This window comes from Paenibacillus sp. FSL F4-0243 (assembly GCF_037963295.1).
GTDB lineage: Bacteria > Bacillota > Bacilli > Paenibacillales > Paenibacillaceae > Paenibacillus_AQ.
This window is the reverse complement of record NZ_CP150151.1, coordinates 1,187,372-1,213,823: the sequence shown is the minus strand read 5'-3', so window position 1 is coordinate 1,213,823 and position 26,452 is coordinate 1,187,372. Positions and strand designations below refer to the sequence as shown.

Sequence of the window (26,452 nt, the reverse complement as noted above, 5' to 3'; positions counted from 1 at the left end):
TCCCGTTAACGTAATAAGTTTATTTTCTATCATTTACAAAACTACCTACTATTGAAACGATTAAACCAACAAATGATATTCCAAGACCAATTACTGATGCTGATCCACTTGATACCAATATCATTGCAATACCAAAAAGGATAATTGCGATTCCTAAGAGAATAATTTTCATAAACTTCCTCCATTTTCATCAATCAAACCCCTTTTATTTCACACTACTATATCAATTTGAATTATATATAGAGTTTTATTTGTTATATTAATCTGCCCATTAGCTTAATAAGGATAAGTGAAAATGTAGCTAGAAGAAAGTGAATAGTTACAAAATGAAGTGGAAGATATCACCTTATTCTGATAGACTACTCCCAGAATCATACATTGGGGGTATTTATTTTTTTATGAAAAGAATTATTGTTCCAATCATCATGTCCCTTGTTTTATTGTTGATGCCTGTGCTTGCTGAGGCACATCCAGGACGCACAGATGCAGATGGCGGTCATTATTGCCGCACAAATTGCGCAAAGTGGGGACTGGAAGACGGAGAATACCATTACCACAACGGAGGAAGTTCAAATTCAAAACCGGCTGCCACTACTAAACCAACTGTTAAACCTACCGCGAAGCCAACAGCAAAGCCAACTGCCACACCAGCTCCAGCTTTGCTTTTACCAAAGAAACAGAACGTTGGTACTCTTCAGGTCTACTTTTTCGATGTTGGACAAGGTGACTCTACTCTAATTCGGACTCCGAATAATCAATATGTCCTCATTGACGGAGGTAATAACGATCAGGGTAAGAATGTAGTAAAGTACCTGAATGGCCTTGGTGTAAAGACACTTGATGCCCTCGTTGCTACTCATCCTGACGCAGATCACATTGGTGGGTTAGATGATGTTTTGAAAGCGTTGGACGTTAAATCTGTCTACGCCCCAAAGGTATCACATACCACTGAAACATACAAAGATTTTTTAACCGCTGTGAAGAATGAAGGACGTACCATCAAAGCAGTAACTAAAGGCACCACTATTCCTCTAACTGGCGTTGAGGCGAAGTTTCTGGCACCTATTAGATCCTATGGGGATAATCTTAATAACTGGAGTGCTGTCTTAAAGGTCACATATAAGAACAAGTCCTTCCTCTTTACCGGTGATGCTGAAAAGGCTTCTGAAAACGATATGTTAGCCGATGGCATGAATTTAAAAGCAGACTTATTAAAAGTCGGACATCACGGCTCCAGTAGTTCAACCAGCAAAGCATTCCTCGACGCCGTTAAACCACAGTACGCAGTAATAAGCGTAGGTAAAAACAATTATGGGCATCCAGATTCCGGAATACTTACAAGGTTGAAAAATGCGAATACTTCTATTTTACGAACGGATCAAAAAGGAACCATTACTGCAATAAGTGATGGCAATAAAATCACTTTTACATCGACTAAGGGGGTCAAGTAAATGCTGAAAGGAATCATAGATCGCTTTGAGGGTGAGTATGCCGTCATTGAATTTGATGGTAAAACCAAAGATGTCCTTAGATCAGAACTACCGGCAGAGATTAATGCTGGAGACACCCTTATTTTTGAAAACGGCAAAGTCATAATCGATATTGAGGCTACAGCCTCACGGAAAAAGGAAATCGATAGTTTAATGGATGAGTTATTCGAAGAATAATAGTTATGCCCCGGCGAAAGCGTCCGAGGCATTTTTTATGTAATCACCTGTATCACATCGTCAATTTTAATCCATTCCCAATTGTCATTGTGGAGAAACTTAATCAGTTTCAATCGCCGGTCTATTTTCAATACTATTCCATGTATAGATTTGTCCTCATTTTGACCAAACAATTTTAGTGTTATTGGCTGTAATCCTCTAAAGATTGAGCCAATACCTGTGAGATGTCTACCAACGCTTGAGGAATTAAATCAGGATTTGTGTGTATCTTCTGATTTAGCGCATCGTCCAGCAACCTATTTTCATGCTCTGGCATAATCATAAGACTTCCTTCCATAGTCCACTAGCTTTTAATTTCCCCCCATCAGAAAGCCTCCTAATATTTTGTCCAGTATTCAATGTTGCCGCCATCAACACCCCACTGTGTCCCTTGTGGAGATGTCTCGAGTCTATTAAATCGAGGATCAGGTCGTTCCCATCCTTCAATAATAATAGCTCTCTCTGGTGGCATACTTGCTTCCCACTGGATATAGTTTTCCATGGCGAGCATTGCAAGGCCATCTTTGATAGGCACCGGCAAACGTCCACTCAATCGCTCCAGTTCTGGCATACCCGGTAACCTCCCAAAGTGTCTTTGGTAATGAGTCAAGATGAGTAGAAGTTTACGAGACGTATCATTTAGCATCACTGATCACCTGCAATGACCGCGGCGTACGTTCCTGCCTCTTGATGTATCCCTTTGCTTTCAATTTATCAAGCAACCCTTGTGCTGTTGAACTGGAGGTGAGCCCTATTTCCTTCATAACCTCCCGTACAGTAGGTGAATGCCCCGATTCTTCCGACAGTTTATTAATCGCCTGGAGTGCCGCATATTGTCTTGGGGTTAATGTCTTCATGTTAATTCCTCCAAAATAAGAACGTTTGTTTGTATTATAATCGAACATTCGTTCGCTAATCAATGGAAATTTAGAACAGCCTATCCCAAGACTTACCCACACTTTCTAACTTATATGGGACATTATTATTGAGTGATATAAACAACAAATTCCCAAAAGATTATTCTTTATTATTGATTCTTTATTTTGAAATAATGATCAAAAAAGAGAAAAATGTCGAACGAATAGTAAATATATGGAAAAGTATAAACAAAATGATAGGTATAATTATCTATTGTGAAATAATTCACCAAGAGGGATAATGTTCTAGCAAACAACAAAATATTCCAAAAAAGGATGCGAAGACATGAAGAAGTTTAAGTTAACAGGTTTTATATCAATGGTTTTAGCTGTAGCAATGATTGGCACTTCCGGCTCAGTACTAGCAAGCCCAGTTAATGTACCAAGTACTCAAAACGAGAATACTTCTTGGACAAATACTGAAGATGTTATTGTGGCTGGTTCAAAAATTGGTTCAAAAGAAATTATCACAAATTATAAAAAGGTATATAATGAAGATGGTTCCACTATTGTTAATTTAGAAACGGAGGTCCATTATAATTTAAACGCTAATGCTTCTGATATCGAAAAAGATATCTTAAAAGATAAAGTAGACAGTACAACTATTGAAGTTACGGATAGTGGCGACTATCTTGTAAATGGAAATCAATTATCTAAAGAAGAACTAGATCAAGAGTTAGTAATGTACAACGCAAAGTCACACGTAGGTATTGCTGCTGCATCTACTGTGAGTGGTGGAATCCCAGCAATAAGTCATTACTACGGAGACTTTACTAAAGTTCATTTTGCATCTTATTCTGACCTGAATATTTTAGGTGGCGCTCAAGGCTCCAATTATCAAAAGGATGGCAGTTACAACAATAGCATCTCTCAAAGAGCTATGTCACAGATTGATATATTCTACAACGATTATAATAGCCTTAGTATGAATAGAAGTTTATTCCAAATACAGGCAGGATTAGCGGTAGTGACAATTGTAGGTGTTATTTCCGCAATTACTGAAGGAGCTGCTGCAGCGTACACAGCAGGTCAAGTTTGGCAAAATTTCCAAGATTGCAAAAATGATTTGACACAAGCCACTAACGCCATAAACGCTCTGTAGACTAATTAAATCAGCAAGGGATCTGTCTATAAAACTTAGCAGATTCCTTGCTGATTTCAAAATAAGAGGTGAGGTTCTTGAGTAACTTTATTCTGATATTTATTCCTTTAATGTGGATCGCAATTCTATATCAATTTTTAAAACATAAGTGGTTAATTAATGATTTGTCGAATATAGGTATGTCTTTATCAACCTGGCTATTAATTTATGTAGATCACCAAACAAAGTATCAAAGTTCCTCGACACTATATATTGCATACATCATTATTACATCAATACTTCTGATATCTTCAATCGCTAGTTTCATTATTGCTAATTACAGAAATAAAAAAGATAAACATTCTTAAAGAAAGATTACCTTTGAATTAACTAATTTCGCTTTTTTATTTAGCCTATGACCCCCCTTACCGCTAATGTTTGACTCTACAAACGCAGCATTTGCAGATGTGGTTGCAAGCAGCTGGCGGAGGGATTTCACATAAAGGTCCAGAGTTAAATCGCAATCAGTCCACTACGCCCATAATCATACGCATAATAGAGCTGGAGGACATTCTTTCTTTTAAGGAGATATAATGCTAAAACAATTAGATAAAAATTTCAAAGCATCAGGTCTACCATCAAATTTCACCTTAGACCAAGCAGGACAGTTACTTCAAAAAAATTACAATGCAATTGAACTAAGTAAAGATGATTTTAAAGATCTACAAAATGATCCAGACGCAAAGTACGACCACATTGCAAAGTGCTATAAAATAATGGACACAAAATTACTTTATTCAATTTACACCCAGGATGAGAAACAGGATTTATCTGAAATGATCTTATATCTTAATAGTTTGGTTAACGATAATACAGGAGCGTCAGAAAAATCTGAAAGTGAACTTATATGGAAAGATATACAAGAAGGGAGACGAATCAATATTGTACTAGAAAGTGTAGATAACAACTCTATATCTTCATTTACTATGCAAGGTTTGTCTCAAAAAATTCTGAATGATCTAATTATATTAAAGGGTATTCCAAATGAATATTGTGTACTGGGCAATCCTCATTATGAATATTACCTGAATGTACTGCATAATGCAGGAAAAATATAATGAATATTTCACTGAACTTAATTTCATTACTAAATTAATTAAATAAAAAAATACCCCGCCAACCATATAAAGGTTGACAGGGTATTTGTTATACATCCTTATGCCAAAATCATCCTAAATTCAAATTCATTTCTCATGTAATAAGCATCCGCGACTTTCACACTAACTGGACTCCATTTCTGGACTGGACCCTCACAATCAATTATGCAGCCAGCTAGATCACCACGGCGTTCAAGAATATCTACCTGTGACTGTGACAAAGCAGCCGTTAGGAATTCAGAGTCTGTCTTTAGGATTTTGTAAATATTACTCAACACGATCACTCCTATGTATGAAATACTACTAGTTCCGACAGGACAGAAGAAAAATAAGCATAAAATCTTCTTCCTCTGTAAAAAAAATTCCGAAAACCAAATAGCAAGTACTCATCCTTAATCAACCTCTTGATTTAGAAGCGATTCATTCGGAATTTTATAAACATATATCCTTTGTGATAAGAGTTCTTCTTTAGCAATAGTTTTAAATACTTTTGCATCATCTGGATTTACTGCATCCCCTAACAAATAAGTATCCTTAGTGGCTAGATGATATATGTACCACCTCACCGAGTCCTCTTCCTCGTAAAAAAAAGTCTCTCCAGTGTATCGAGCGAACTTCTTAATAATGCTCTTAAATATGGCCTTTGTTGCAGCCACTAAAAATGAATTGGTTATCAGCAAGGCTACTCCAAATGTAATAATTACGGTTTTATTTGCAAAATGGATATTCCCCTTAGTAACTTCACCAGCCAGACTACTAGGCAATAGAGAGAAGCAGCTCACTATAAATACCATATGGAATGAGAAGACCCAAAGTAACCGTTTTTCTCTACTATTCAAAATCCATTCAAATATACTATATTTGGGCGCTTTTAATTTCCAGTTAAAGTTCCCAACTAAGAATAAAATGATCGTCGACACAAGAAACATAGTCGCTAATATAGTAATAGTTGTATCAATATAACTGTAATGTGATTTAAATAATTTTGTGTTATAAAGTGCAAAGTAAATAGTATATGAACCAATAGATGCAAAAAAGGCCATAATCACATTACCTATAACTCCTAGAACCTTTAATGATAATCTTTTTTCCTTAGAGAAAAGCACCCTTTCAAATTTCGTTGAAGTTAAAGTAGTTACAGGTTGAAATTTCCAAATAAAGGGAACAGAACTCAATAATATTGGTAATAACCATCCCCACCCTAATGCTTTTACAAAAGGCAACTCAAGGATCTCACTGATCACTTTCTTATCACTCCATTTAAAATATAGGTCCTTGCAACAAGATACTCTCTCGATACTTACAAATCGCAACTGTCGCACAGCTATTTCTAAATGTAACCTATTTGGAACATTATGTATATGTACTCTATATCAGTGGTAAGGAAAGAACACAAAGAAATACCCCACCGAAAAAGGCCAGAGTACGACGCTTCCGTAAGTGATCATTATAAATCATCTGTGATATAAATTAAAATTACATCTATAGCACACCCAAATTTTTATTAGGAATATTTTTCGGAATAATTCCTGTTGATTTTCCTGTATTAAATGATATTATGGTATTAATAAGTCGTATGATGGGGAGGTTATCTTATGGAGCCAATCGCTAAAGAAAAGGCCCAAGACATTTTAAATCCATACCTCGAAAGACTGAACAAAGTAATTGCTGAAAAGCTAAACTATTATTACAGTGGACCTCAGTATGCTGCAGTTCGACATGAACACACTGCTAGATCTGATGCTTCTATATGTCATGACTTAGTATGGCGTGGATTAATCGCTGAATTTGAAGGCGATTCCTCCGTCCATTTATTTAAGAAAAAAGGTCTTATGCTGATGAGCATCAAAGACACTGTAGTTCTTAGATTTAATAAGTTTGACCATAATCTCCTATCAGCTAACTCTCACACTCACCAAAGTGCTCTCTTTAACTTACAAGATATCACTGAATTAGAATTTGAGGGTATGCCTCCTGATGGATTATTGTACGTTGGCTACATTCCAAATGATTTAGAAACAGGCGTTGGAGAAATTCATGTTACATATCGTTATGCAGATACTAACGTGTGGACTTGGGAGATTACGACTGAATCGGTTGCCGATACTATTCCCTTCCCAGCTGCGGCGTCATCACAAGCGAAAACAACAAGAAAACCCAAAGTCAAGGGGAAAGAAAAGAATGTTGGTGATTTAGATGCAGGTAATTTATGATGATGTACCATTTAACAAGCAATTAGTGACTCTTGCCAGAGAATCACGAGGGATCAGCCAGATAGAGCTTGCTAAAGCTCTTGGACTTTCACAGGGTAAAATGTCTAAGATCGAAAATGGTTTACTAGGACTCTCTAGAGATGAGCTCAATAATATTGCTCAATTCCTTGAGTATCCTGTTAGCTTTTTTCAGCGTGATGAAAAGGTTCATGGTGTAGGGCTTAGCGAGTTTTATCATAGGAAACGCCAATCAGTTCCACAGAAGAGTTTGAACAAAATCTATGCAAACCTCGAAGCACGACGCATGGAAATAGCTCAATTATTAAAGTCTATTGATCTTGGAGAACCCGACTTTCATTACATGGACCCTGATCGCTTTAATGATGATGTGCCTCGTATCGCAGCAACAATTCGAGCTGCATGGCACATTCCAAAAGGTCCTATTCAAAATGTTGTTGAAGTTATTGAAAATGCCGGTGGAATTATCGTTCCATTTGATTATGAAGGAGTAAACATTGATGCTATTACAATGTTTCACCCCAACACACCGCCACTGATATTCACGAATTTTGAAAGACCAATGGACAGAATACGATTCACGCTGTGTCATGAATTAGGCCATATTATAATGCATAGAAAGCCTCCAGGTGAAGACACGGATATCGAGCAACAAGCAGATACTTTTGCTGCTGAATTTTTGATGCCGGGAGATGAAATCTCATCCTCATTGGGGGAGTTGTCCTTAAAAAAGCTTGCCTCCCTTAAGCTTTATTGGAGGGTTTCGATGAGTGCTTTACTGGTCAGAGCAACTACTTTAGGGAAAGTGAATGCCGGGCAAAGCAGGTATTTGTGGGAGGAATTAAGCAAACGTGGGTACAAAAAAAGGGAACCTGAGGAATTAACTCCTCCTAAAGAAACTCCGAATATGTTGGACGAAATTTTGAAACTTCATCATGAAGATCTCGGATATTCTATTTCCGATTTGAGTCAAACTCTTCATTTGAACGAATTAGAATATAAAAAGATGTATTCAAGCCAACCTTCACATCTACGGCTGGTAAAATAACATTATGGTTGGATACTCGAGTATCCAACCATTTTTATATTTAATATTTCTACTCTTTATCCGTATATCATTTGCCAGCTTCCAGATTGCTTACGACCCCTTGCACAACAAGTATGGTCAGGACAGCATTCACAGCGAACGTTATCTCATCACACTTCTCTTGAGCCAGCTAAAATCCGAAGGTTGCTCCAATAGCCTCTAACCCTTGTCATCAAATCTAGTAGGAATTTTTTACTTCTTTTTGTTTTGATAACACAACTTACCCACTAGCCTAAGCCAGCGGGCACATTGGTTACTCTTTTGTAGTCCCATCCCTCTTACTAAAAGCTAATTCAAATAGTCCAGTTGCTGATAGCCCAGCCAACCCTCCAGCCCACAATCGAAGCACAAGTTCTAGCTCCGTAAATGGATAAGTAGCAGCGCCAACCAGTAAGCCGATAACCAAACCAATCAGCGGCAAAATATTTTTAGGAACGTTAAATGTAGTCTTCACGAACTGTACGCCTGCCAACACAAAAACGGCGATCACCGAGGCGAACGCTAGAACATCTGTTAAGTTTTGATTTCCCATATATAAATCCCCCCTCATTCTACTGGCATGCCAGCTGCTCTACGCAAGTGATTTGCAAAATTATTAAAGAGAGCCATCCCCGATTTATCCCCATTAGACTTGGCAGTATACCATTCAGGCGAGAGCCAACGGAAAATAATTTCTTGGGCATTACTTTTATGCAATTGCTTAAATGGCGCTGTTGAACCTGGCTGTAAGGGGATACCCGAAGCCATTCTAAGATTATCAGCAAGGTTGTGAAAGTGCGTTAAACCCACCTGATCCTTTTTCTTATGAGCCACAAACCATGCTGGGGATACATAATCATCGATTAGCCTTTGAGCTACACTGGCAGGCATTTGCACAGCAACAGGCGGTATAACGGACACTGGCTGTTCTTTAATTTCTGCTACCACATCATAAAGCAAGTCTTTAAGTGTTTTACCTACAGACGCTAATGCTTGATCAATGTCGCGTTTACGCGCAGGATCTAGCTGCTTATGACTTGGGATATGTGTCAGTGGATTTAGACCCCACTTGTCACAACAATAAGCCATATACCACACAAAGCGCTTGTACGCCTCAAGTGTTTTTATCTTACCGCCGTAGCATAGCTCCACACCTAATGCGATATCATTAGCATCATCTCCATAAAGCTTATTGTCAGTAGTAACGTTGTAAAGGACATGCCAAGCCTTTTCGGCTGGATCCAATCCCGTACCTGTTGGGATGATCTCTAGTATTTTTGTATCGTCAATAAACGTCTGAGCCGAAGCTGAGCGGTCTTTAAGATTTTGAAAATAAGTAAAATGGTTATCCGCAGTTGCCCCTGGATTGCCAGTATCATGAGCAACTAAAAAACCCGGCGTTCCCGATGTTAAACGGGTGCCGGGCCGAACATTTTGACGCTTGTTTATATAACGCCGTTCAATCGGGTATTTGTCCTTAATCACTTAGTTTCCTCCCATTCTGATAGCCACCACAATAGCCCCTATAATCACTGTAATGATTGCCCCGCCAACAGTCCTCCAAAGCCAGCGTTGTGCATCCTCAATCCTGTCTAACCTATGATGCGCTGATTTAGTAGATTGCATAGCTTCACGCGCTAAATCTCGCGTGGCTTCAATAGTCGTTGTTAGGGCAGGTACTGCTTCAAGTGTCTTTTCGATTCTGGCCAACTGTATCTGGATTTCCACAAGTTTATCCTCTGTTCCCAAGACTCCGCCTCCTCCTGACATCCCTACTCCCCCTCTCTAATCCTCCCAATATAAATAGCCCCCGTAATAGCTACGAGGGCAAAATAAAAACGCCTACTATATGGCGCTATCTGTAATCCTTATTTATCTTCAGCCAGAAACTCCAGACCGCTGTCCGTCAGAACCTCCAGCACTCCAGCTTTGAGTGTAGACGGCACCTCTGCATACTTGGTTTTACCCAAGATTACGCGTTGTGCAAAAAACATAACTACCATGATATCACCTCCCTTACAAGCCAGCAGCCAATAGAGCAACCGCAGGATCATTTATACAACTGAGTAGCCAGCTCGGATATGACATCCTCAATAAAATCAGAGCGCTCAGACTGAGCATTAAGTTGTGCCTTCAGCAGAGTGTTTTCTCGTTGCAATATTTCCATTTCGCTCAACTTCGGGGGTTTATTAGCTTCGGCTTCCTGGTAGGCTTCCCAAGCTGCCTGAAGTTCAGTTTCTGTCGGTTGGGGGTTGTCCAGCCCCCAATAGGCGATATACGGCCCACGCTCTACAAGGTCGTAGTCTTCGCCCTCGATCAGCAGATTGTAATCAATGCCGTAACGGTAATGTACACCCTCTAGAGTCTGCTCGTCCTCTTCGGGCAGCTTGATCTCATACCTGAACTTACCCTTCTCTTCCGCCCCTTCCCGCAGGACAGGTTCCGGGCCGTTGTCCTGGACGGTAAAATCCCTCATTGGATTAGCGTTTGGGTATAGATACATAATTGCTAGTGCTTTATTCATTCCCTTTCCTCCTTAGGCAATTTGCACAACGTCAAGATATTGATATGCGCCTCCGCCGTTTCCTGTCATATTCAGATTTGTATACGCATAAATTTCAACGTAATCTCCGGCAGCTAACCTCACCGCCACAGTACCCTGATAAGATGTGCTTGATGTGCCAGCAGTTTGTGAATACCCGAAATCTTTGACTCTTGTACCACTTACCCAAACAGACAATGTACAAGTTGCGTTTGCGCCCGGGCTGTTTGGGTTTAATGAGGCTGACACCAAATACGCACCTGGTTTTGCGGCGGTAAATCTGTGCAAAGTTGGGTTATACTCCCCCAGATTGTCGAAAACCTCTTGGTTAAACATCACCTTTGTCCATGTATTAGCTACAAAAGATTGAGGCAGTGTATACCACGCCGAAATCATGCTCCGCGAAGTTAATGTATTATCTCCCCATGGGTTAACAATACCAGCTCCGTTATCTAGGACTATTCCACCCGCATAAGCAGAATACTTATTGGTACTTGTTATAGTACAGGAGTCCATAACGATTTTACCGCCATAAGCCGCTGTAACAGCGTAACCGTTACCCGATCCTGAACATTGTTGAAGCAGGACTTCACTGTTAGTATGCGCTTGAAAGGCTGGGTTTCTATTACTGACGGAACATCCGGTAAAGTACGCCTTAGAACTATCCACGAAAAAACCGCCATCACTTACGGCAGATGTGACCGTACAACTTTGAAAAACCGCTTCGAAGCAACTGAATATTGAGTTAGGTGTCGGTCTGCTGAAAACTAGTCCCGTCACACCAATCCTACACGTATTCCTCACGAGAGATATGCCATAAACAACATGAGTATTGGTCAGAGTAAGAGCGCCGATTAACTTGATTTCTCCTCCACCACTGCGCCCAGCTATTTTGATTTCTTCATTGCTGTAAGTTCCAGCGGCGATGTTAATTGACACTACATGGTTGACAATCTGAGGGATCATACTAATAGCCTTGTTAATCGTTTTAAATGACCCACCTGCCGTATTAGCCAACCCCGTATTACTATCACTACCATCTGTACGGACATAGTAAGTGATATCTGCCGTGGTTTGTAGTGGAATAGATGATTCTCTCGGATCTCCTAAAATTAACCCACCCTGTTTCGCATCTGATAACAAAACGGCTGTTAGTGTATTGGCACTTAAACCAATTTTAGAGCCTTCTGTAGCTAAATAACCAATGCTGTTATTAGCGCCTTGTATGTTAGTTGCGAAAACATTAGAAGAGTTACGTGACCATATGGCCCCGCCTTTATTCGAATATATTCCGTTACTCACTATAACGTTGGACCCATAAGCACAAACGCCGTAAGTAGTTCCCCCACCACCGCTCAACGCGTAGCAATTACTTAACCATACCCAAGTACAAGCGATCACATCAAAAGCGTTATCTGTTGTCGCTGTTGACGTTATTCCAATCAAGGTTATCTGAGAAGAACAACCGACAACATTTACTCTTTGTACATTGGTAACTCCGCTCGCTAGTGTGCCCAAACTTGCTATTTCAATCGGGCCACTTCCACCAAAACCTTTTAGATCAATTGCTTCTGCATAGGTTCCAGCTGCAATTTTTATAGACCGTGAATGTTCACCAATCTTAGGCAACATTGATACAGCCTTGGCAATTGTTTTAAAAGCAGCCCCCGCCGTATTTGATAATCCGGTGTTATTATCATTTCCATCAGATCTAACGTAATAGGTAATACTAGCCGTTGTCTGCTTGACTCTTTCGTTTAATTGGCCTTGGATTGGTGCAGTTACACCATAGAGTTGATCTAGTGTAGCGTTATTTATCTTACCAGTACCGATCTTGAGCATGTTAATATATGCTTCATCATTGATGTCACTATCCATGATGGAACCAGCCGCATTTATCTTACTGAACTTAATTCCGGCATTAGCATTAACATCAGAATCTACAATTACTCCTGCTGCAATAGCTGTAACTCCATCACCAGTACTGGTAACGTCTCCGGTATGGTTTGGATGTGTGTAGTTATTCGCGCCTGTTGCAATGCCTGCCAGCTTTGTTTTCTCAGCTGCGGTGTAATCGTTCGTAGACAGCTGTTTGCCAGTAACTTTATCGACCTTACCAGTAACGGCATTGTCCAATATGTCCATATTTCCGTTCAGATCGGTAATATCAACGAGATCCGTTCCCTCTGGCTTCTTTAAGCCCAAATTCCCAGTAGTTTTCATTTGTCACTCTCCTACCCAAAAGTTCTTAAGTCGTTCCATGTACCAGTGCCAGCAGTATTCCATGATATTGCTTTAAGCGAATCCCAGAAGGTATACGTATAAGCAAACTCATACGCCAAATGCGCTGGTGTAATCTCTTCGATTATCTGAATTAGCCCAGCCATATTCGGTGGAATGCCTAGAATGCCGATGAATCGGATGATAAATCGATATTCCCCTGAAACTTCTTCTACGGATACATCCCCACCAGCAAAAGCCGATGCTGTTCGTTGTATCATTTCGGGTGTTGTTGTGCCGGTGCCTCGTCTTTTAGCTTTGATTATTTCACGTCTACTGACATAAGACTTTGATGGATCCGAGCTTAATCCAAGCTCAGCCTCCCAACGCGCAAGGCTCCATGTAGCAGTTTCAACATATGCCTGATCTAGCACGTCCTGTACACCTGTAGTTAAGCCATGTATCTCAATACCTAATGATTCCTGCAGTTCTTCTATTTCTTGTACACCCCTGTAATAGGGTGGTAAGTATTTCATAAGATCAACTTTATTTATCTCATCGCTGTCTTCTATTCCATCAACCGAAAAAAGAAGAGTGCTGTATAAAGAATCTCCATAGCCCAACCATCACACCCCCTTTAGTTGGTTCCATGTCATTGCGCTTTGCTTTGCAAGGCCAGTCCAGTCACTCCACGTATCTGCGGTGAGTCCCTGCCTGTAGGCTAACCCATTTCCGCCAATTGCAATTTGTACGGGCCAGCCCCCTGATCCTTCATTGGAAGACCACCCGGACACATTAAGTACGTATACATATGTTCCCGAGGCCGAAACCGGGGGGCTGCCCACGGCTGTTAGTGCTTTAAATGCACTTGTTAATTTTTTTGATTGTAGGTCACTAGGCTTGTCAACCACTGAACGGGTATCCAATATGTTAATCGCATCCGACGCACCGCCTGCCGCTGGCAAAGCTGATGGTTTCCCAGCTACACCAGACCAAGGGACAGCATCAGCGTTGGCAGCATAGTCAACTTTGCCATCGTTGTTCGTATCATAAATACTTTTAAGCATATCTCCTGAGCTTTGAGCAGCCACCAGTAACACATTGCCAGTAGTTGAACCGATATATAACTTGCTCGTATCAGTACAATAGCCAAGCTCGCCTATTGCCAATGTTCCGATTGCGCTTTCTATTCCTCTACGTATCTGGATTAATACTTTTCTCGCCATCTCAAAGCCTCCTAGAACGTGCCCCCATCAATCGTAGCGACCGTAAGTTTATTTCCATTGGCCGCATCATAGACGATACTGGAAGTATCAATATTAGCCTCGATCCCGGTCGCGTTCACAACGATGCCTTTACCTGCCTTAGCAGCTACCGTAGTGGAATCCACAATAACCCCGTTACCAGCTCCTACCGTCAACGTAACACTATCTGACTGACCACCACCAGTTAGACCGTTACCCGCTGTAATCGTCTGTAGAGCTCCGCCTGTCCGAACCCACGCCGTACCATTCCAGCTATAAATCTTCTGCTCATCATCTACATAAGCAGTCCATCCTATAGCAGGGGTATAGTAAGCCCAAGCCCCAGATTGAAACTCAGCAATTTGATTTGTCTTTCCCGCCCAAACCCCTGTCGCTGCTGTCGGAATAATATAACGATCTGCTTCTACCGGACTCGCAGGTGGGCTTAATAAATGTTGGTCTTTTACTGACGCTTGTGGTTCAATATTGTGTTTCGCCAATTCGATTTCATTTTTGATTTTTTGTGCGGACCAAATATCTGTAATAGCCGTGCCGGAGTCATTAATGACTCGGTGTTTAGTTGCATCGTCAATATGAGTTTTGATTTCAGCGGCAGTTTTAGTATTCGTACCATCTGAAACTTTATTGATATGCCCTGCACTGACATCAGCCTTTAATATCTTTGCATAAGTAGCGCCGTCTGCTATATTATCAAGCGACCCCGTTAAATCACTGAGCGCTTGAGCGTTCACTCGCCGCCAAGCTGTGCCATCATCAAAGTATAGATATCCGTTATTCGCCCCGCTCGTTACATAAAACAGACGTCCGACCGAAGCTGCCACTGGACGCGAAGCCTCTGCGCCGGATAAAGCTCGCCCAACCATTGAGTTGGTTGTCCCATCTCCGATATATATTTCTTTCGTATCTGTACAGAAACCCATCTCACCAGCAAGCAATACGCCATAAGTACTGAGTTGAGCTTTGGTACCACGTTTTATCTGTATCGTTTGTGCCATGTTATACCCCTCTCGTAAATGATCCGCCGTCTATCAGACCATTTGTTTTATACCTTTCTATCTCTGTTTGTGTAGCTGTTACTGCTGTCTGTAGAACATTAATATCATCCGCCTCAACGGTATCTCCTGGTGTCTCGTAGGTTACGTAGACTTCAGCAACACTACTAAAAATCTTAATTAGACGGCGCCATGGTGTATCACTTGGAATAGTTAAAGTCCAGTTTGTTAATTTATTACCAGTTAATTTACTACCGCTATAGACTTGAATAGTTGAGTTATTGATATTATCGTGATTCAATAAACCCTCATAAACGCCTGCAACAAGTGGTATCCGTTCTTCAATAACATAGTTGTTTCCTGTTGGATTTTTGTTCAGCTTCTCTTGAAAAACATCTATTTTATACGGGTAGGCCATGTTACACCCCCAATTCCACAGTACCGATCACTGGCACCTCTTCTTCGGAAAGAACAATGTTCCCAGCAGCTCCATTGAGTAGCAATCCAACATAATCAATAACCCCATCAGTGCCTAAAAGGAGCGATCCAATTACGGCTTGACTAACATAAGTAGATACAAAAGACGCTGACTTACGCCAAGCTTCCAATCGCTCCAAAAAGGTATTCTTCGCACCCTGCAAGCTATAACCAGGTGCTAAGGTTACCTTAGCTGATATATTAATAGTCTTGCCGATTGCTGATGTAACTGTTACGACTGCACCTATTGGAGCTTGTCCTTCGCCTTTCCCTGCGACTGGATCAATGTAGTCTTGTACTTGATTAACGAGAACGCTTGATGCCGGAGAACCTTCTGTATTTACAATGACGACTTTTACGGTTTTCGGACCTGACCATAATGGAAATACACGAGCTCCGCCCACTCCGGAAACTTCAAGAGCCCATTCAATGTAATGATATTTGTTTCCGCTGGTCGCTGGACGTCTGGCAGAATCAAGGTAACGCTGCCGTAACATATCGTCAGTCTCCCTATCAGTCCCGGGGACAAGTAACTCTTTCAATTCAGCTCTTGCTAGATTGTTAATAAAATCAATCGGAACTAGGGTGCCGAAATTCTGATTACCCAAAGCTCCCTCAACCTCTGCCTCAAGACGATACTCCCCTAAAGATAGCCGAGAAACCGCCTTATAATTGATTGAACCAATCGCGAAACGACTACCGATTGAAATATCCATTAAGGTGTTAGCGGCATTATAAAACAGCCCCCGGAGTTGAGCTTTTGTTGCCTTCTTGCGGGTCACACCAGACCAAGCAATCGACCGGTCCAGATAATCGCCACTAGCGGTATCAGCAAATATTAGATTCGTATTTATATCCAGCTCAACATACATCTGAGCCAACTCCATTGCCGCCGGAGCCATGGCATCATAAATAATACTGCCTTCTCGCTTATCCATCTCATCGGGTACTCGATCTAGCATCCGTTCTAAGATAGTTTCAAACGTTTGGCCCTCATACACCACCACTCACCTCCAATCGGTCTGTATAGTTTCCATAGTCACTCTCCACATCAAATAAGACGAGCGCTGTATCACCATCATAGGTAAATCTAAAGTTTGTCACGGAGACGATACGATCATCTTGCAGAAGTGCTTCCCTAGCCCAGCGTTCCAATTCTGTTTCAAACACTGCTCTCCCGCGCACTGCACCGACATCCGCCTCACTACCGTAATTGTCACTGTAAATTAGATTTTCAAACCGGGTTGTCGAGAGAATTTTAATAACTGCCTGTTTTACAGCATCCAATCCGTCCACTACCACGGATCCTACACGTCCGTTTACTAGGTCTAATTTATAGGTGAGGCTTGGTTGGGGCATATCCTCCATGTCCTCATTTAGCAGTACATTATCGCTCTGTGGTATCAATTACTCACCACCCTATCCATGATTACGTAACGCTGACCGCCCTGCATACGGATCAAAAGCAGTTTATCTCCAGCGGCAAGGGCTTTCCGGATTACAACTTCCTGACTGCCTAAAATCGCCTTCAGCTCAGTTAATGATTCCGGCACAAGTAAAAAATCCTCTGGAAGAGATAGCCGGTTATCGACTAGCACTTCAAGAGGATTTATCTTTGTTACGGATCCTAATTGCACTATGACTGGACCTTGAGCATTGACAGCGCCTAAGGCAGCTTGCTTTATCGCTTCAATCATATTTACACCAGCCTCAACTCCAGGTCCATGGTATGCACGCCACCTTCTTTCTTGTGAGTACATTCATCGACCAAGTAGAATTTATTTATGTTCATCGCCTTAATATATAGATTCACGTAGCAGCCGGCTCTCATCCGATAATCTCCAAGGGCCTCTATGCTAAGCGTTCGCTTCTCACGATTCTTCATTAACAGTTGTTGCACTAACTGCTCTGTTATCTGGGCCTGGTTCAGCTTCTCATCCACACTCTGGTAAAGCTGCAGCAATCCCCACTTGGCAATGCTGGCGCTGTCCTTGGTGACGTAAGTTTCACGCTTACCTGTCTCCTTGTTGTCCCTGTATAAAACAATTTGATTGTATGTCTCATCGTCTATGTTGCGACTGTAAGAGTAATCTGTCATAAGTGAATCATCACCTACCACAAAAGGAAAACGCATATTGGAAACATTACGTATCGTCAAGCTCCCGAAATCGTCGAAGAATACGAAGTTGGTCCCGTAATTAACCAACGTCTCATCTAACGCCATGCAGATCATATCGATAAACGTTTTGTCGTCACGGATCTGGGAAGGAATAATGTATTTTGTATCTTCCAGCGATCCGGTCTTGAGCTGCATGTCTTGAGCAAGCTTTTTAACTACCTGAGTTGCTGTCTGTTTCGTGAACACATAGGTTCCGCTATTCATTAAATACCGGACCTGATCATAAGCCAGAATGGATATTTCTTCGGTCGTCCCAGTTTCAATACTGAAAATATATCCGTAAAAGACCTTATGCCCCTCGTCCGTATAGCGAACCACATCACCATTATTCAACTGGAATTTTCTATCTTGCCATGGTCCACGATCTACAAGAGTAAATTCTAGGGATGCCGCTTTGCCAATTCGAACCGTCTTCCAGGATATATCCGTAACGATGCTGGATACATCCCAAACGTCTCCATTTTTATTATCTATTAATAATTCCATGCAATCACCCCGGAAGCTTCAGTACGGAACCAATCTTGAGCGTCTTCAGCTGCGCGTCCGTTAAGCCGTTTAACTTCTGAATCTCTTTCCACCGGCTGCCGTCACCGAGTTCTCTTTTAGCAATCTTCATCAAAGTATCCTCGGATTTGACGGTAACTGTTTTCGACTTAGTACGTTCATCTGCGCGTTTCGCTGGCTCTTTTTTTGTTGTAGTGGTTGTACCGGCTGCCGTCTCAGTTGTCTTCAACTTCACTTTTTTAGCAGCGTAAAAGACATACTCCTTCAGGCTGATTTCATATTCAAAATCACCCGGGCTCCCGGCAACCTCTTTATAATTAAATTCTTCGATACTGGTAGCAATATTTATTTTGAGACCCGTTGACGTAAAAATAAACCGGATCGGCTTGCGCTTGTTCATCCAGGTTTCAATCAATTGGATGTAGTCCGCGGGTTGCCCCCAGTTTTTTGATGATACATAGCTTGGTACGGTACCACCTACAGCGATAGCCGGGAAAAAGCTGCTGAAGCTGATCTCTTTGAGCTTAGCAGCTTTGATTACGTTAATTTCGCCAAGGTCCGTTATATTGTAGGTCTCCCCATCGCCTTCCCCACCTATCTCTATTTCTTCAGGAAGGACAGGGATCTCAAACCATATAGCACGGTTGTTAAAACTCAGTTCGATGCTGTAGCCATCGGCCACACAACCCCCCCCTTTAGTTATAGAGACCCTTCGCGGTACTAGCGATCTCTTCATTAAGCTTCTGTGTTATCTTTGACACAATCGAATCAACATTCGCCTGATTGGTTACTGGACCAGTCTTCATCTGAATAGTTGGTGTCAATGTCACAAAGTTTTGAATGTTCTTCATTTCGGCGACATCACGCATAACCTTTAGGTCTTCTTTACTTATATCAATTGGCTTTTCCACTTTACCGAGTTTATCGACTTTTTTAAGCTTCTTCTTGTCATCGTCAGCGGATGCCATTTCTGCAGTAGTCGCTGCTCCGGGTGGCAATATCGTAAAAGAATCTTTAGCTCCTTTTAGTGCTTCATCAGCCGCTTTATTGTCACCACTACCAAATAGATTCGCTCCTTTATCGTAACCAGCATTATATGAATCACCGTAATCAAAACGCTTAAGACCAATTCCCTTTTCTTCTAGAATGCTATCTATATCAAGATCTTTTGCTTGGTCCTTATATTTACCATTACCGTATTCTTTTACGGCCTTTTCTGCCATACTACCAAGACCAGAACGCCAACCGGCTACTGTATCTGCCATACTACTACCAAATATAAAATCCATTGCTTTTGCGATCTTTTCCAATATCCCTAGTACACTATCTGCTAAATCGGCAAATAAATTAATAACAGCCCCAATTGGGTCGTTAAATAGATTCCCAAAGAAATTGGCGAAGCTATTCCAAATGTCGAAGAAAAACTCTACAACACCAAAAACCAATTCTAATAATCCAAAAAACAGATTACCGATAAAGGCCCCTACCGCAGCAAAAGCACCGGCAATAACTCCTGTAGCAGAAATTGATTTCCCTGCAAATTTATTAATTGCAGCTATTACAAGATAGAACAGAGCAATCAAAGCTATGATCGCGAGAATAATCCATGTTATTGGACTAGCGAGCATCGCGGCATTAAGTCCCCACTGCGCTGCTGTTTGAGCAGCTGTAGCCGAAGTAGCTGAAAGTGTAGCACCAGACAATGCTGCTTTTATGCTGGCAGAAGCAAGTTCAACCGCCGAGGTTATACCGCTCCATACAGAAATTGCAATAAGTGCACCTTTATATAAACCTAATGCAGTCACAATCCCTAAAACAATAGGTTCGAGTATTGGCCAATAGCTAGACATGAAGTTATATACATTAATTAATGCAGTCAACAAATTATTTGCCGCGTCTGCGGCGCCAGCAATTCCTGATTTAAAGTCTTCAATGAAAGCCGTTCCTCCCGGGCTATTTAACATATCGCTAATACGCTGGATTAATGGTCCGAATGTTTGAAGAGCAGAATTTTTCAATTCATTCATTACGTCGCCAAATGTCCGAGGCATAGAAGCGAATTTCACATTAATATCATCGGCTGCGTTGAACATTGCCGCCTTGATGATATCCGAAGTGATAGTCCCGTCAGCACTCATTTCTTTGAGTTGACCCTTTGTCTTCCCAGTAACATCTGCAATCGCAGCTGCCAACATTGGAGCATTTTCCATGATAGACCTAAATTCATCCCCTTGGAGTTTTCCTGCGGCCATCGCTTGAGATAATTGATACATCCCAGCTTGTTGTTCCATCGTGCTGGATCCACCAATACGGAATGACTTTTGCATTAACTCTGTAAAAGCAACTAATTCGTTATTAGACTTAAATGCTTCGCCTGCCAAAGTACCCATTCTACTTATAACCGCCGCCATATCTGTGTAGCTACCTTTAGCACGATCAGCGGACTCAAAAATTTTGTTTTGAAGTTCTGCCGTGGTTTGCATCTTGTCATTAATTAAATCTAGGCGAGCAATTGTGTTAATGTAATCATCACTTATTTTCGTTCCTAATCTAATACCTTGAATACTCAAATATGCCGCTGCGATGTTCTTCATGTTACTAAACCATCCACTACTCGCCTTCCCCGCTTCACGAAGATCTCCGTTGGCTTGTCGCTGCAAATCAGTAATTTGTTGTTCAAGTCGGGCTATGCGTTGCAAAGCTGAGGCTAGCTGTGCGGCTTGATTTGAGTCGGTTCTAGTAGTCGTTCGTAGTCTATCCATAGATTGGACTAATCGTAAAACCATGCGCTGTAAGCTTGTAAACGTAGCACGTAAAGCAGGCGGCATCTCCAAATCGATGTTTGCTTGTATGTTTCGCAAACGTGATTCGATGAGCGCTCTTGCGGCATTTACTTGTTGTAGGAGTCCTGCGTGATCAATGGTAATCCTTAATACAGGTTGTCGAAGGCGTTCCACTTGCTGAACAGCTTGACTCGCGTCCATCCTTATAGAGATAGGAGATTCTACAACTCGCTTCAACCTCTCCATACGTGCTGTAACTTCTAGTACCTGGTTAGCGACACGCTGCATTGGGCTTGAAAAGCTGTCAAGCATTTTAAGGGTACTGGATACTGTTGTCACTCAATTATCACCTCCTCAAAAAAAATAAAAGCCGCCATATAGGCGACCTCTAAATTATTTATAGTTGAATTGTTTGCTTTGGATTATTTGATATTATAGGTCGTATCTTATCAATGAATTTAGCCGCTTCAAATGATTTGGGATTGTCCCGGAACATTAATACAGCAAGTTCATTTGCAGAATTAATGTAGTTCATAATCAAGTATGGGGTTACCGTTCGCTCCTTTTTACTAGTTGCTCTTGCACCAACAACTAATCCGATAGGACCGAATAAAAGCCCACCGGCAATCCCCTTTGCTGCGCTGCTATTCACGATATGCGCAATCTCAACATCAGTCTTAAAATCAGCTGCTTGGATCTGCGACAAATTGACAATAAATTCGGATCCACCACCAGTGATTACTAACTTCCCCTCGTTTATTCTGAGTTCACAATGAGTATTTTCAGCAATCGGCAATCCCTCTGTATGGAATAGTGAAGCGCCAAAACTACCGTTAACCTCTTTCTTCTTAAAGATACCCATGCACAACCTCCGTTGCTTTTTCCCTATATTCTACCACATAGTGAAAAACGTGAGAGGGTAAAAATTCCTATTTCTTTGCTTTTACCTTTGCTGCATCTTTCTTTTCTTTCTCAACACGTTCATTAACCGCAGCCATGACAAAGGCCCTTTCTTGTCGCGAAAGAGCCATATATTCATGAGGCCACTTATGGAACTTATGGAGGGCGTAATATGCATAATTCGCATCAGCATCACCCTCCCGTATTAGTTTTTTGCTTCTTCAACCAAGTCTGACATTTCTGCATCAAAACCACTCAACTCACTGATCTTTTGAGCCAATGTTGCAATCTCCCCAGCTAACAGCACCTTCTGTACATACTCTTCAGGGGATGCACATCCCAATTTTTTAATACTGGTAGCATCTTTAAAATTGGGCTCTACGCAATTCCGGATTATTGTCTGCAGATTAAATCGACCTGAATCAAATTCAAATTTACGTCCTTTTTTGGGGATCGTGCAAGACTTGCGAGTTTCGTTGAATTCCTGATCTGTCATTGCCTTAATCTTAAAAGAAAGAACCTTTCCCTCTTTATCCTTAAAACGTGACGATACTACAACTTCATCAGTCAAGCCATCCACAGGATTTTCGTTCAAAAATTCTTGTAAACTCATATTAATAATTCCTCCTATTATAATTCCGTTTTAATTTAATTGGTTGGCGCGGTGAATGATTGACCCATATCAATATCTTCAAACGTAAAATCAATATCTTCTTCCAATGCATCTGATTCAGTATCCAAGGATACCATCACCACACTATCTAGGTTTACCCCTAGTAACGTTACTGTTTGTGAACCGATAGTGGACCCTGGATCTTCGTTTGTAACGGTAATATCAAAGTTAGTATCTCTACCCGTTTTAATATAATCTAGCATCAGCTGACGGAATCTGCTGGTTACATAGTAGATTGTCATACTACCAGTACCCGACCATCCAGTAGTTTTATGCTGAGTACCACGGCGGCCTAATGTTTTAACTTCAGCCTTCTCCTTTTCAACTGATGCTTCAAGAGTCTTGATGTAGAACATTTCCTCTACCTGACCATTGATTGTGGCATAAGCCCGCCCCTCTTGTCCGCTAATCGTGTCATTTGCTTTTAAGAACGACATTTATCTCACCTGCACTTTCATATATACTTTTTCGATACTATCTACTGGTTGAATATTGACTTCGACATAGATGGCATCTGAATCAACACCAGCAATTACCGTGATATCCGTCTGGGCATCAAAGTTTTGAATAGCAGAAATGTCCTGTAAGCTATCCAGATAGATCACAACCTCTTTGCGAAACAGAGCTCGCCCGTCAACGTTGTTTGATACCTTACCGATGTAAAATGATTCAAAGATACGCTTTAAATCATTTGCAATGCCATCCAGTACGCGGAGCACGCGGTTTTTATGAAGTTGTTTCCCCTTTGTTGGTGTGTAAGAGAGGAAAGTATTAATATCCTGCTCAACCACAGCCCGATTAACGGATGGCGTAAAGAGGAATTCTCCAGCTTTTAACGCTGCCTCAATCTGTGTGTTTGTGTAGCGTGGCGCCACATCTACAGCATCATCATATGCCGAATAAGTTAGAGACTCATTCATTTCTGCACCAGCCGTCGCTCCAGCAACCCATGCTGTCGCTTGCGCTGCTGTTAATGTTGTTCCATCGGAGAGAACCACACCATTCTTAACGCTGATTACACCTTCGAAATCGGCTACAGGGTAGTTTTCAAGTACAGCCTGTACCTTTTTACCTTCCGATTCTCTTAAACGCCGTACAAAGGCAGCATAAACCGCTTTGAGCGCATTGTCCGTGGATGTGAGCGCAACTGTTTGGAAATCGTACAGCTCCAGTGCAGCTAAATAAGCAGTATGATCAGCATTAGTCACAGTACCATTAGCACCGCCCACTAAAGGAGCCCCTGCGCTTGCTGTTAAAGCCCCAGTCCCACCCCAAACAATCCAGTCATTAGCTTTGAGACCAGCGATGTTAGCGACCACCTGAGTATCCACCACTGCGTTATCCAGCAACGTTTTCACATCAAATTTGCTACTGTCGTCAATGTTGGTTTGTACTACAATCTTTAGATCGTTCCCCCGAGTACCACCGTATTTTGCTGTTGGTATCAAGGCGCCGATTGTAGCAGATGCTTTAACTCCATCATTAAGCTTGTAAAGCAATACTGTACGCGCTCGCTTTTGCGCCTCACGCACAGGTAACAGTTCTGAAGCTGTAATGTCAAACCCAAGTGTTTTGAATGTATCCTCACCAGCTATAATCGGTGTGATGATCTTTGCTGCTCCCCATGGGAGTGTCAGCGCTAGAGAGGTTATTCCCCTGCTGCCAACTGTACCTAATGCCCCGCCAGAAGTTTCCACGTTGACATATACACCGGGTCTTTCTTTATTTTGAGTGGTCCATGTTCCACCGGCCATAATCTATTCAACCTCCTTGGTCTTAAATTCTTCGATAACCTGCTGTGCCTCGGCCGCCGTATACAACTTTCCCGGCTCCAGCAGCGCCGACAGGACATCTTTATCCTGGTATGAGTATTTGGTAGAGCTCAAGAACTGCTCCTTTGTATACGAAGCCTCAGGAGCTTCAATAGCTTCCTTTTCATTTTTCACACTCACTTAATACCGCCTCCTTGCTTCATAGTCTGCATTTTAATTTCCGGTGCTTTGTCTCGAATCAGGTGAACATTGTACCCAACGAAGAAATGCAACACTCCATCTACAATTTCATGACGCATCCCAGTCCCTCGGTAAATACTACTATTTCCCGATAGGTACTCCAGTTCTGAGTACAGCTTTTCAGCCACTAGTTCACACTCTTCGCGAAGAGCAGCTGATTTACATTGTGGGAAGTAATGAACATCAAAGGGATTAAAACGCTGATAGCGCCGGTTAACCCCTCGGACCTGACTACTTTCTAATAACAGCACAAAAAAGCACGGCTGCTTCATGCCCTGCTCAACTGCTTCGTCATAAACCGGATACTCCGGAGTAAATAACGATAGCTTCTTTATGAGTGCGTTTTTAATATCCTGCATACTCACCGCCCCATATGCTTATTAAGGAATTTCTGAAACTTCCGTTCTATGATAGCTGGCATTTCCCTCTCCAACTCCTGCTCCGATAGCGTTAACATAAACCTACCGTTAACCCAACCAGTACGGAGACGGGTGACATGCCCGAACTCCACATATAGCGCATACTCTACGTTATTTGTGATTTCCACATGCACCCCGCCATCTGGTAGCTTTACCACCTGACCGATCTGCCAGCCCCGCCGTAAGTCTCCGGTTATTACAGGGGTACGGGCTATAGCCTTAGCCAGCAGCCGTCCAGCTAACTCCCTGATGCACTCCTCCATAAACGCCGGAAACTCCTTCTGCATAAGAACCATATTTTTATGCAGCTTCTTCACATCGGAAAAATCGAATTTCCCCATACTCATGCGTTCAGGACCTCTTTTAGCTTAATCTCCTGATGAGTAGCATACCTGAATGCCTTACCCGCCTGTTCTCCTTTGAACTCCATGCCGTTCTGCTGAACCGTGATTCGACTCCCTGGCTCGATAGTTACATCAGGAGAGATAAACAGCTTAGCATCGTATTCCACCCTGTCTGACGTTATAGTCTGTGTCGCGCTTGGAAGAGTTGATTGAGATAGTCCACAAGGCTCGTCAGCCAACACAACGACAGGCTGCTGCTGTGTTTTACCGCTTACTGGATCTTTTACATCCTTCATTTCCGAAACAGTACATAAGCCTTCATAGGTGCTCTCCAGCGTTGCCCGTTCCGCAGCTACCATGCCAAATTGCATCGTTACCACCTCAATCTGCGGAACGCTTGCAACTGAGCCGCATAGTTCCGCACGAAAGCTGCTCCAGATCCGACCGTAACCGTAGCCTTGGCGGATCCGAACGCTGTTGTAACATCCCCGCGCTTGATACTGGTTACAGCTGGTGTAGCCTGCTCAAACTCTGTCGAGTACTTCGTCCGGTAGTAATCCTCTGCTATATGCAATAGCACGTTATCCAGATCCTCCGGGATGCTGGAGATATTACAATAGGTCTTGATCTCCTGAACAATGGTCTGTAACGCAAAGAGCAGTTTGAAATCCTTAGTCTCATTCTCAATCGGGATCAGTAATAGTTGTTTGAGTCGTATCAGGTATTTCTGGATTTCCTCCGGCATCCGATTCACCTGCTTTCAGAATAGCCGCAAGCACATTTTCTTTCTTAGTCGCACCGGCAAGATCAATTGCATGTAACTCAGCGTATGCTCTGAGTTCATCAAGCTTCATATCTTCCAGTTTTTTGTCTGAACCAAAAGATTGTTCTTGGTTTTTTTCTACCTCACCACAACGCTCTACGTGGTACGGATACACAGCATCCGAAAAATTTTGATTACAAATATGACAAATCAATATAAGC

At 41.9% G+C, this 26,452-nt stretch carries 38 protein-coding genes; 6 read left to right on the top strand and 32 right to left on the bottom strand.

Going from position 1 to position 26,452, the window contains the following annotated elements; all coding sequences use genetic code 11:
* Positions 1-19: 19 nt before the first annotated feature.
* Positions 20-172: a hypothetical protein gene (locus NSS87_RS05410; protein WP_339245364.1), complete on the bottom strand. Its 153-nt coding sequence runs from the start codon at positions 170-172 to the stop codon at positions 20-22.
* 226 nt (positions 173-398) lie between these two features.
* Here NSS87_RS05410 and NSS87_RS05405 point away from each other — a divergent pair, with 226 nt between their 5' ends.
* A complete protein-coding gene (locus NSS87_RS05405) occupies positions 399-1,451 on the top strand; it encodes an MBL fold metallo-hydrolase (RefSeq protein WP_339245362.1) in 1,053 nt (350 codons plus the stop codon).
* The gene (locus NSS87_RS05400) at positions 1,452-1,667 is read left to right on the top strand and encodes a DUF3006 domain-containing protein (protein ID WP_339245360.1); all 216 of its coding nucleotides are present in this window, start codon (positions 1,452-1,454) and stop codon (positions 1,665-1,667) included.
* Between the two features lie 181 nt (positions 1,668-1,848).
* Here NSS87_RS05400 and NSS87_RS05395 read toward each other — a convergent pair whose 3' ends face one another.
* From NSS87_RS05395 to NSS87_RS05385, 3 genes are all read right to left on the bottom strand, one after another.
* Positions 1,849-1,989 (bottom strand): hypothetical protein, encoded by a 141-nt coding sequence (locus NSS87_RS05395; protein WP_339245358.1) that lies wholly within the window; start codon positions 1,987-1,989, stop codon positions 1,849-1,851.
* Positions 1,990-2,043: 54 nt separating this feature from the next.
* Positions 2,044-2,277: a hypothetical protein gene (locus NSS87_RS05390; RefSeq protein ID WP_339245356.1), complete on the bottom strand. Its 234-nt coding sequence runs from the start codon at positions 2,275-2,277 to the stop codon at positions 2,044-2,046.
* A 64-nt stretch (positions 2,278-2,341) separates the two neighbouring features.
* A complete protein-coding gene (locus NSS87_RS05385; RefSeq protein ID WP_339245354.1) occupies positions 2,342-2,563 on the bottom strand; it encodes a MarR family transcriptional regulator in 222 nt (73 codons plus the stop codon).
* 346 nt (positions 2,564-2,909) lie between these two features.
* Here NSS87_RS05385 and NSS87_RS05380 point away from each other — a divergent pair, with 346 nt between their 5' ends.
* Positions 2,910-3,725, top strand: coding sequence for a hypothetical protein (locus NSS87_RS05380; protein ID WP_339245352.1), 816 nt, complete (start codon positions 2,910-2,912; stop codon positions 3,723-3,725).
* A gap of 572 nt (positions 3,726-4,297) precedes the next feature.
* Positions 4,298-4,822, top strand: coding sequence for a hypothetical protein (locus NSS87_RS05375; protein WP_339245349.1), 525 nt, complete (start codon positions 4,298-4,300; stop codon positions 4,820-4,822).
* A 98-nt stretch (positions 4,823-4,920) separates the two neighbouring features.
* Here NSS87_RS05375 and NSS87_RS05370 read toward each other — a convergent pair whose 3' ends face one another.
* Together NSS87_RS05370 and NSS87_RS05365 are read right to left on the bottom strand one after the other, a co-directional pair.
* Positions 4,921-5,136, bottom strand: a complete 216-nt coding sequence (locus NSS87_RS05370) for a hypothetical protein (RefSeq protein ID WP_339245346.1) — start codon at positions 5,134-5,136, stop codon at positions 4,921-4,923.
* Positions 5,137-5,253: 117 nt separating this feature from the next.
* Positions 5,254-6,105, bottom strand: a complete 852-nt coding sequence (locus NSS87_RS05365) for a hypothetical protein (RefSeq protein WP_339245344.1) — start codon at positions 6,103-6,105, stop codon at positions 5,254-5,256.
* 351 nt (positions 6,106-6,456) lie between these two features.
* On the opposite strand from NSS87_RS05365, the gene NSS87_RS05360 reads away from it, so the two are divergent.
* Together NSS87_RS05360 and NSS87_RS05355 are read left to right on the top strand one after the other, a co-directional pair.
* Complete coding sequence (locus NSS87_RS05360; protein WP_339245342.1) at positions 6,457-7,074, top strand: hypothetical protein; 618 nt, start codon at positions 6,457-6,459, stop codon at positions 7,072-7,074.
* Positions 7,058-8,140 (top strand): XRE family transcriptional regulator, encoded by a 1,083-nt coding sequence (locus NSS87_RS05355; protein ID WP_339245339.1) that lies wholly within the window; start codon positions 7,058-7,060, stop codon positions 8,138-8,140. Before NSS87_RS05360 ends, NSS87_RS05355 begins: the two co-directional genes overlap by 17 nt.
* Positions 8,141-8,432: 292 nt before the next feature.
* Here NSS87_RS05355 and NSS87_RS05350 read toward each other — a convergent pair whose 3' ends face one another.
* The 26 genes from NSS87_RS05350 to NSS87_RS05225 form a co-directional block, all read right to left on the bottom strand.
* Positions 8,433-8,711 carry a holin gene (locus NSS87_RS05350; protein WP_339245337.1) on the bottom strand — a complete coding sequence of 93 codons (279 nt, stop codon included), beginning with the start codon at positions 8,709-8,711 and terminating at the stop codon, positions 8,433-8,435.
* Between the two features lie 14 nt (positions 8,712-8,725).
* Positions 8,726-9,643: an N-acetylmuramoyl-L-alanine amidase gene (locus NSS87_RS05345; protein WP_339245335.1), complete on the bottom strand. Its 918-nt coding sequence runs from the start codon at positions 9,641-9,643 to the stop codon at positions 8,726-8,728.
* Positions 9,644-9,928 carry a hemolysin XhlA family protein gene (locus NSS87_RS05340; protein WP_149647245.1) on the bottom strand — a complete coding sequence of 95 codons (285 nt, stop codon included), beginning with the start codon at positions 9,926-9,928 and terminating at the stop codon, positions 9,644-9,646. It abuts the gene before it with no gap.
* A 98-nt stretch (positions 9,929-10,026) separates the two neighbouring features.
* Entirely contained in the window at positions 10,027-10,161 is a 135-nt protein-coding gene (locus tag NSS87_RS05335; RefSeq protein WP_339245332.1) for a hypothetical protein, read from the bottom strand.
* Between the two features lie 47 nt (positions 10,162-10,208).
* Positions 10,209-10,682, bottom strand: a complete 474-nt coding sequence (locus tag NSS87_RS05330) for an XkdW family protein (RefSeq protein WP_339245327.1) — start codon at positions 10,680-10,682, stop codon at positions 10,209-10,211.
* A gap of 12 nt (positions 10,683-10,694) precedes the next feature.
* The gene (locus tag NSS87_RS05325) at positions 10,695-12,923 is read right to left on the bottom strand and encodes a hypothetical protein (RefSeq protein ID WP_339245324.1); all 2,229 of its coding nucleotides are present in this window, start codon (positions 12,921-12,923) and stop codon (positions 10,695-10,697) included.
* Between the two features lie 11 nt (positions 12,924-12,934).
* Positions 12,935-13,543, bottom strand: a complete 609-nt coding sequence (locus tag NSS87_RS05320) for a putative phage tail protein (protein WP_339245322.1) — start codon at positions 13,541-13,543, stop codon at positions 12,935-12,937.
* Positions 13,544-13,546: 3 nt separating this feature from the next.
* Complete coding sequence (locus NSS87_RS05315; RefSeq protein WP_339245319.1) at positions 13,547-14,146, bottom strand: hypothetical protein; 600 nt, start codon at positions 14,144-14,146, stop codon at positions 13,547-13,549.
* 11 nt (positions 14,147-14,157) lie between these two features.
* Positions 14,158-15,180 (bottom strand): DUF2793 domain-containing protein, encoded by a 1,023-nt coding sequence (locus NSS87_RS05310; RefSeq protein WP_339245318.1) that lies wholly within the window; start codon positions 15,178-15,180, stop codon positions 14,158-14,160.
* Between the two features lies 1 nt (position 15,181).
* Positions 15,182-15,595, bottom strand: a complete 414-nt coding sequence (locus NSS87_RS05305; protein WP_339245316.1) for a phosphoglucomutase — start codon at positions 15,593-15,595, stop codon at positions 15,182-15,184.
* Position 15,596: 1 nt separating this feature from the next.
* Entirely contained in the window at positions 15,597-16,655 is a 1,059-nt protein-coding gene (locus NSS87_RS05300; protein ID WP_339245313.1) for a baseplate J/gp47 family protein, read from the bottom strand.
* Positions 16,648-17,061 carry a DUF2634 domain-containing protein gene (locus NSS87_RS05295; protein ID WP_339245312.1) on the bottom strand — a complete coding sequence of 138 codons (414 nt, stop codon included), beginning with the start codon at positions 17,059-17,061 and terminating at the stop codon, positions 16,648-16,650. Before NSS87_RS05295 ends, NSS87_RS05300 begins: the two co-directional genes overlap by 8 nt.
* On the bottom strand, positions 17,058-17,351 hold the full coding sequence (locus tag NSS87_RS05290) for a DUF2577 domain-containing protein (RefSeq protein ID WP_339245310.1): 294 nt from the start codon (positions 17,349-17,351) through the stop codon (positions 17,058-17,060). The genes NSS87_RS05295 and NSS87_RS05290 overlap by 4 nt, the downstream gene beginning before the upstream one ends.
* A 2-nt stretch (positions 17,352-17,353) precedes the next feature.
* Positions 17,354-18,319 carry a hypothetical protein gene (locus tag NSS87_RS05285; protein ID WP_339245308.1) on the bottom strand — a complete coding sequence of 322 codons (966 nt, stop codon included), beginning with the start codon at positions 18,317-18,319 and terminating at the stop codon, positions 17,354-17,356.
* Positions 18,320-18,323: 4 nt separating this feature from the next.
* Entirely contained in the window at positions 18,324-19,019 is a 696-nt protein-coding gene (locus NSS87_RS05280; protein ID WP_339245305.1) for a LysM peptidoglycan-binding domain-containing protein, read from the bottom strand.
* 13 nt (positions 19,020-19,032) lie between these two features.
* On the bottom strand, positions 19,033-21,459 hold the full coding sequence (locus NSS87_RS05275; protein WP_339245303.1) for a tape measure protein: 2,427 nt from the start codon (positions 21,457-21,459) through the stop codon (positions 19,033-19,035).
* Between the two features lie 58 nt (positions 21,460-21,517).
* Positions 21,518-21,982: a hypothetical protein gene (locus NSS87_RS05270; RefSeq protein WP_149647232.1), complete on the bottom strand. Its 465-nt coding sequence runs from the start codon at positions 21,980-21,982 to the stop codon at positions 21,518-21,520.
* A gap of 243 nt (positions 21,983-22,225) precedes the next feature.
* Positions 22,226-22,633 (bottom strand): XkdN-like protein, encoded by a 408-nt coding sequence (locus NSS87_RS05265; RefSeq protein ID WP_149647231.1) that lies wholly within the window; start codon positions 22,631-22,633, stop codon positions 22,226-22,228.
* Between the two features lie 35 nt (positions 22,634-22,668).
* Entirely contained in the window at positions 22,669-23,130 is a 462-nt protein-coding gene (locus NSS87_RS05260; RefSeq protein WP_149647230.1) for a phage tail tube protein, read from the bottom strand.
* Entirely contained in the window at positions 23,131-24,447 is a 1,317-nt protein-coding gene (locus NSS87_RS05255) for a phage tail sheath family protein (protein ID WP_339245300.1), read from the bottom strand.
* A gap of 3 nt (positions 24,448-24,450) precedes the next feature.
* Positions 24,451-24,645, bottom strand: coding sequence for a hypothetical protein (locus NSS87_RS05250; RefSeq protein WP_339245298.1), 195 nt, complete (start codon positions 24,643-24,645; stop codon positions 24,451-24,453).
* On the bottom strand, positions 24,642-25,064 hold the full coding sequence (locus tag NSS87_RS05245; RefSeq protein WP_339245296.1) for a DUF6838 family protein: 423 nt from the start codon (positions 25,062-25,064) through the stop codon (positions 24,642-24,644). Before NSS87_RS05245 ends, NSS87_RS05250 begins: the two co-directional genes overlap by 4 nt.
* Before the next feature lie 2 nt (positions 25,065-25,066).
* Positions 25,067-25,471 (bottom strand): HK97 gp10 family phage protein, encoded by a 405-nt coding sequence (locus NSS87_RS05240; RefSeq protein ID WP_339245295.1) that lies wholly within the window; start codon positions 25,469-25,471, stop codon positions 25,067-25,069.
* Positions 25,468-25,839 carry an ABC transporter ATP-binding protein gene (locus NSS87_RS05235; protein ID WP_339245294.1) on the bottom strand — a complete coding sequence of 124 codons (372 nt, stop codon included), beginning with the start codon at positions 25,837-25,839 and terminating at the stop codon, positions 25,468-25,470. The genes NSS87_RS05240 and NSS87_RS05235 overlap by 4 nt, the downstream gene beginning before the upstream one ends.
* 2 nt (positions 25,840-25,841) lie before the next feature.
* Entirely contained in the window at positions 25,842-26,213 is a 372-nt protein-coding gene (locus NSS87_RS05230) for a hypothetical protein (RefSeq protein WP_339245292.1), read from the bottom strand.
* A complete protein-coding gene (locus NSS87_RS05225) occupies positions 26,152-26,445 on the bottom strand; it encodes a hypothetical protein (RefSeq protein WP_339245290.1) in 294 nt (97 codons plus the stop codon). Before NSS87_RS05225 ends, NSS87_RS05230 begins: the two co-directional genes overlap by 62 nt.
* Positions 26,446-26,452: the final 7 nt, after the last annotated feature.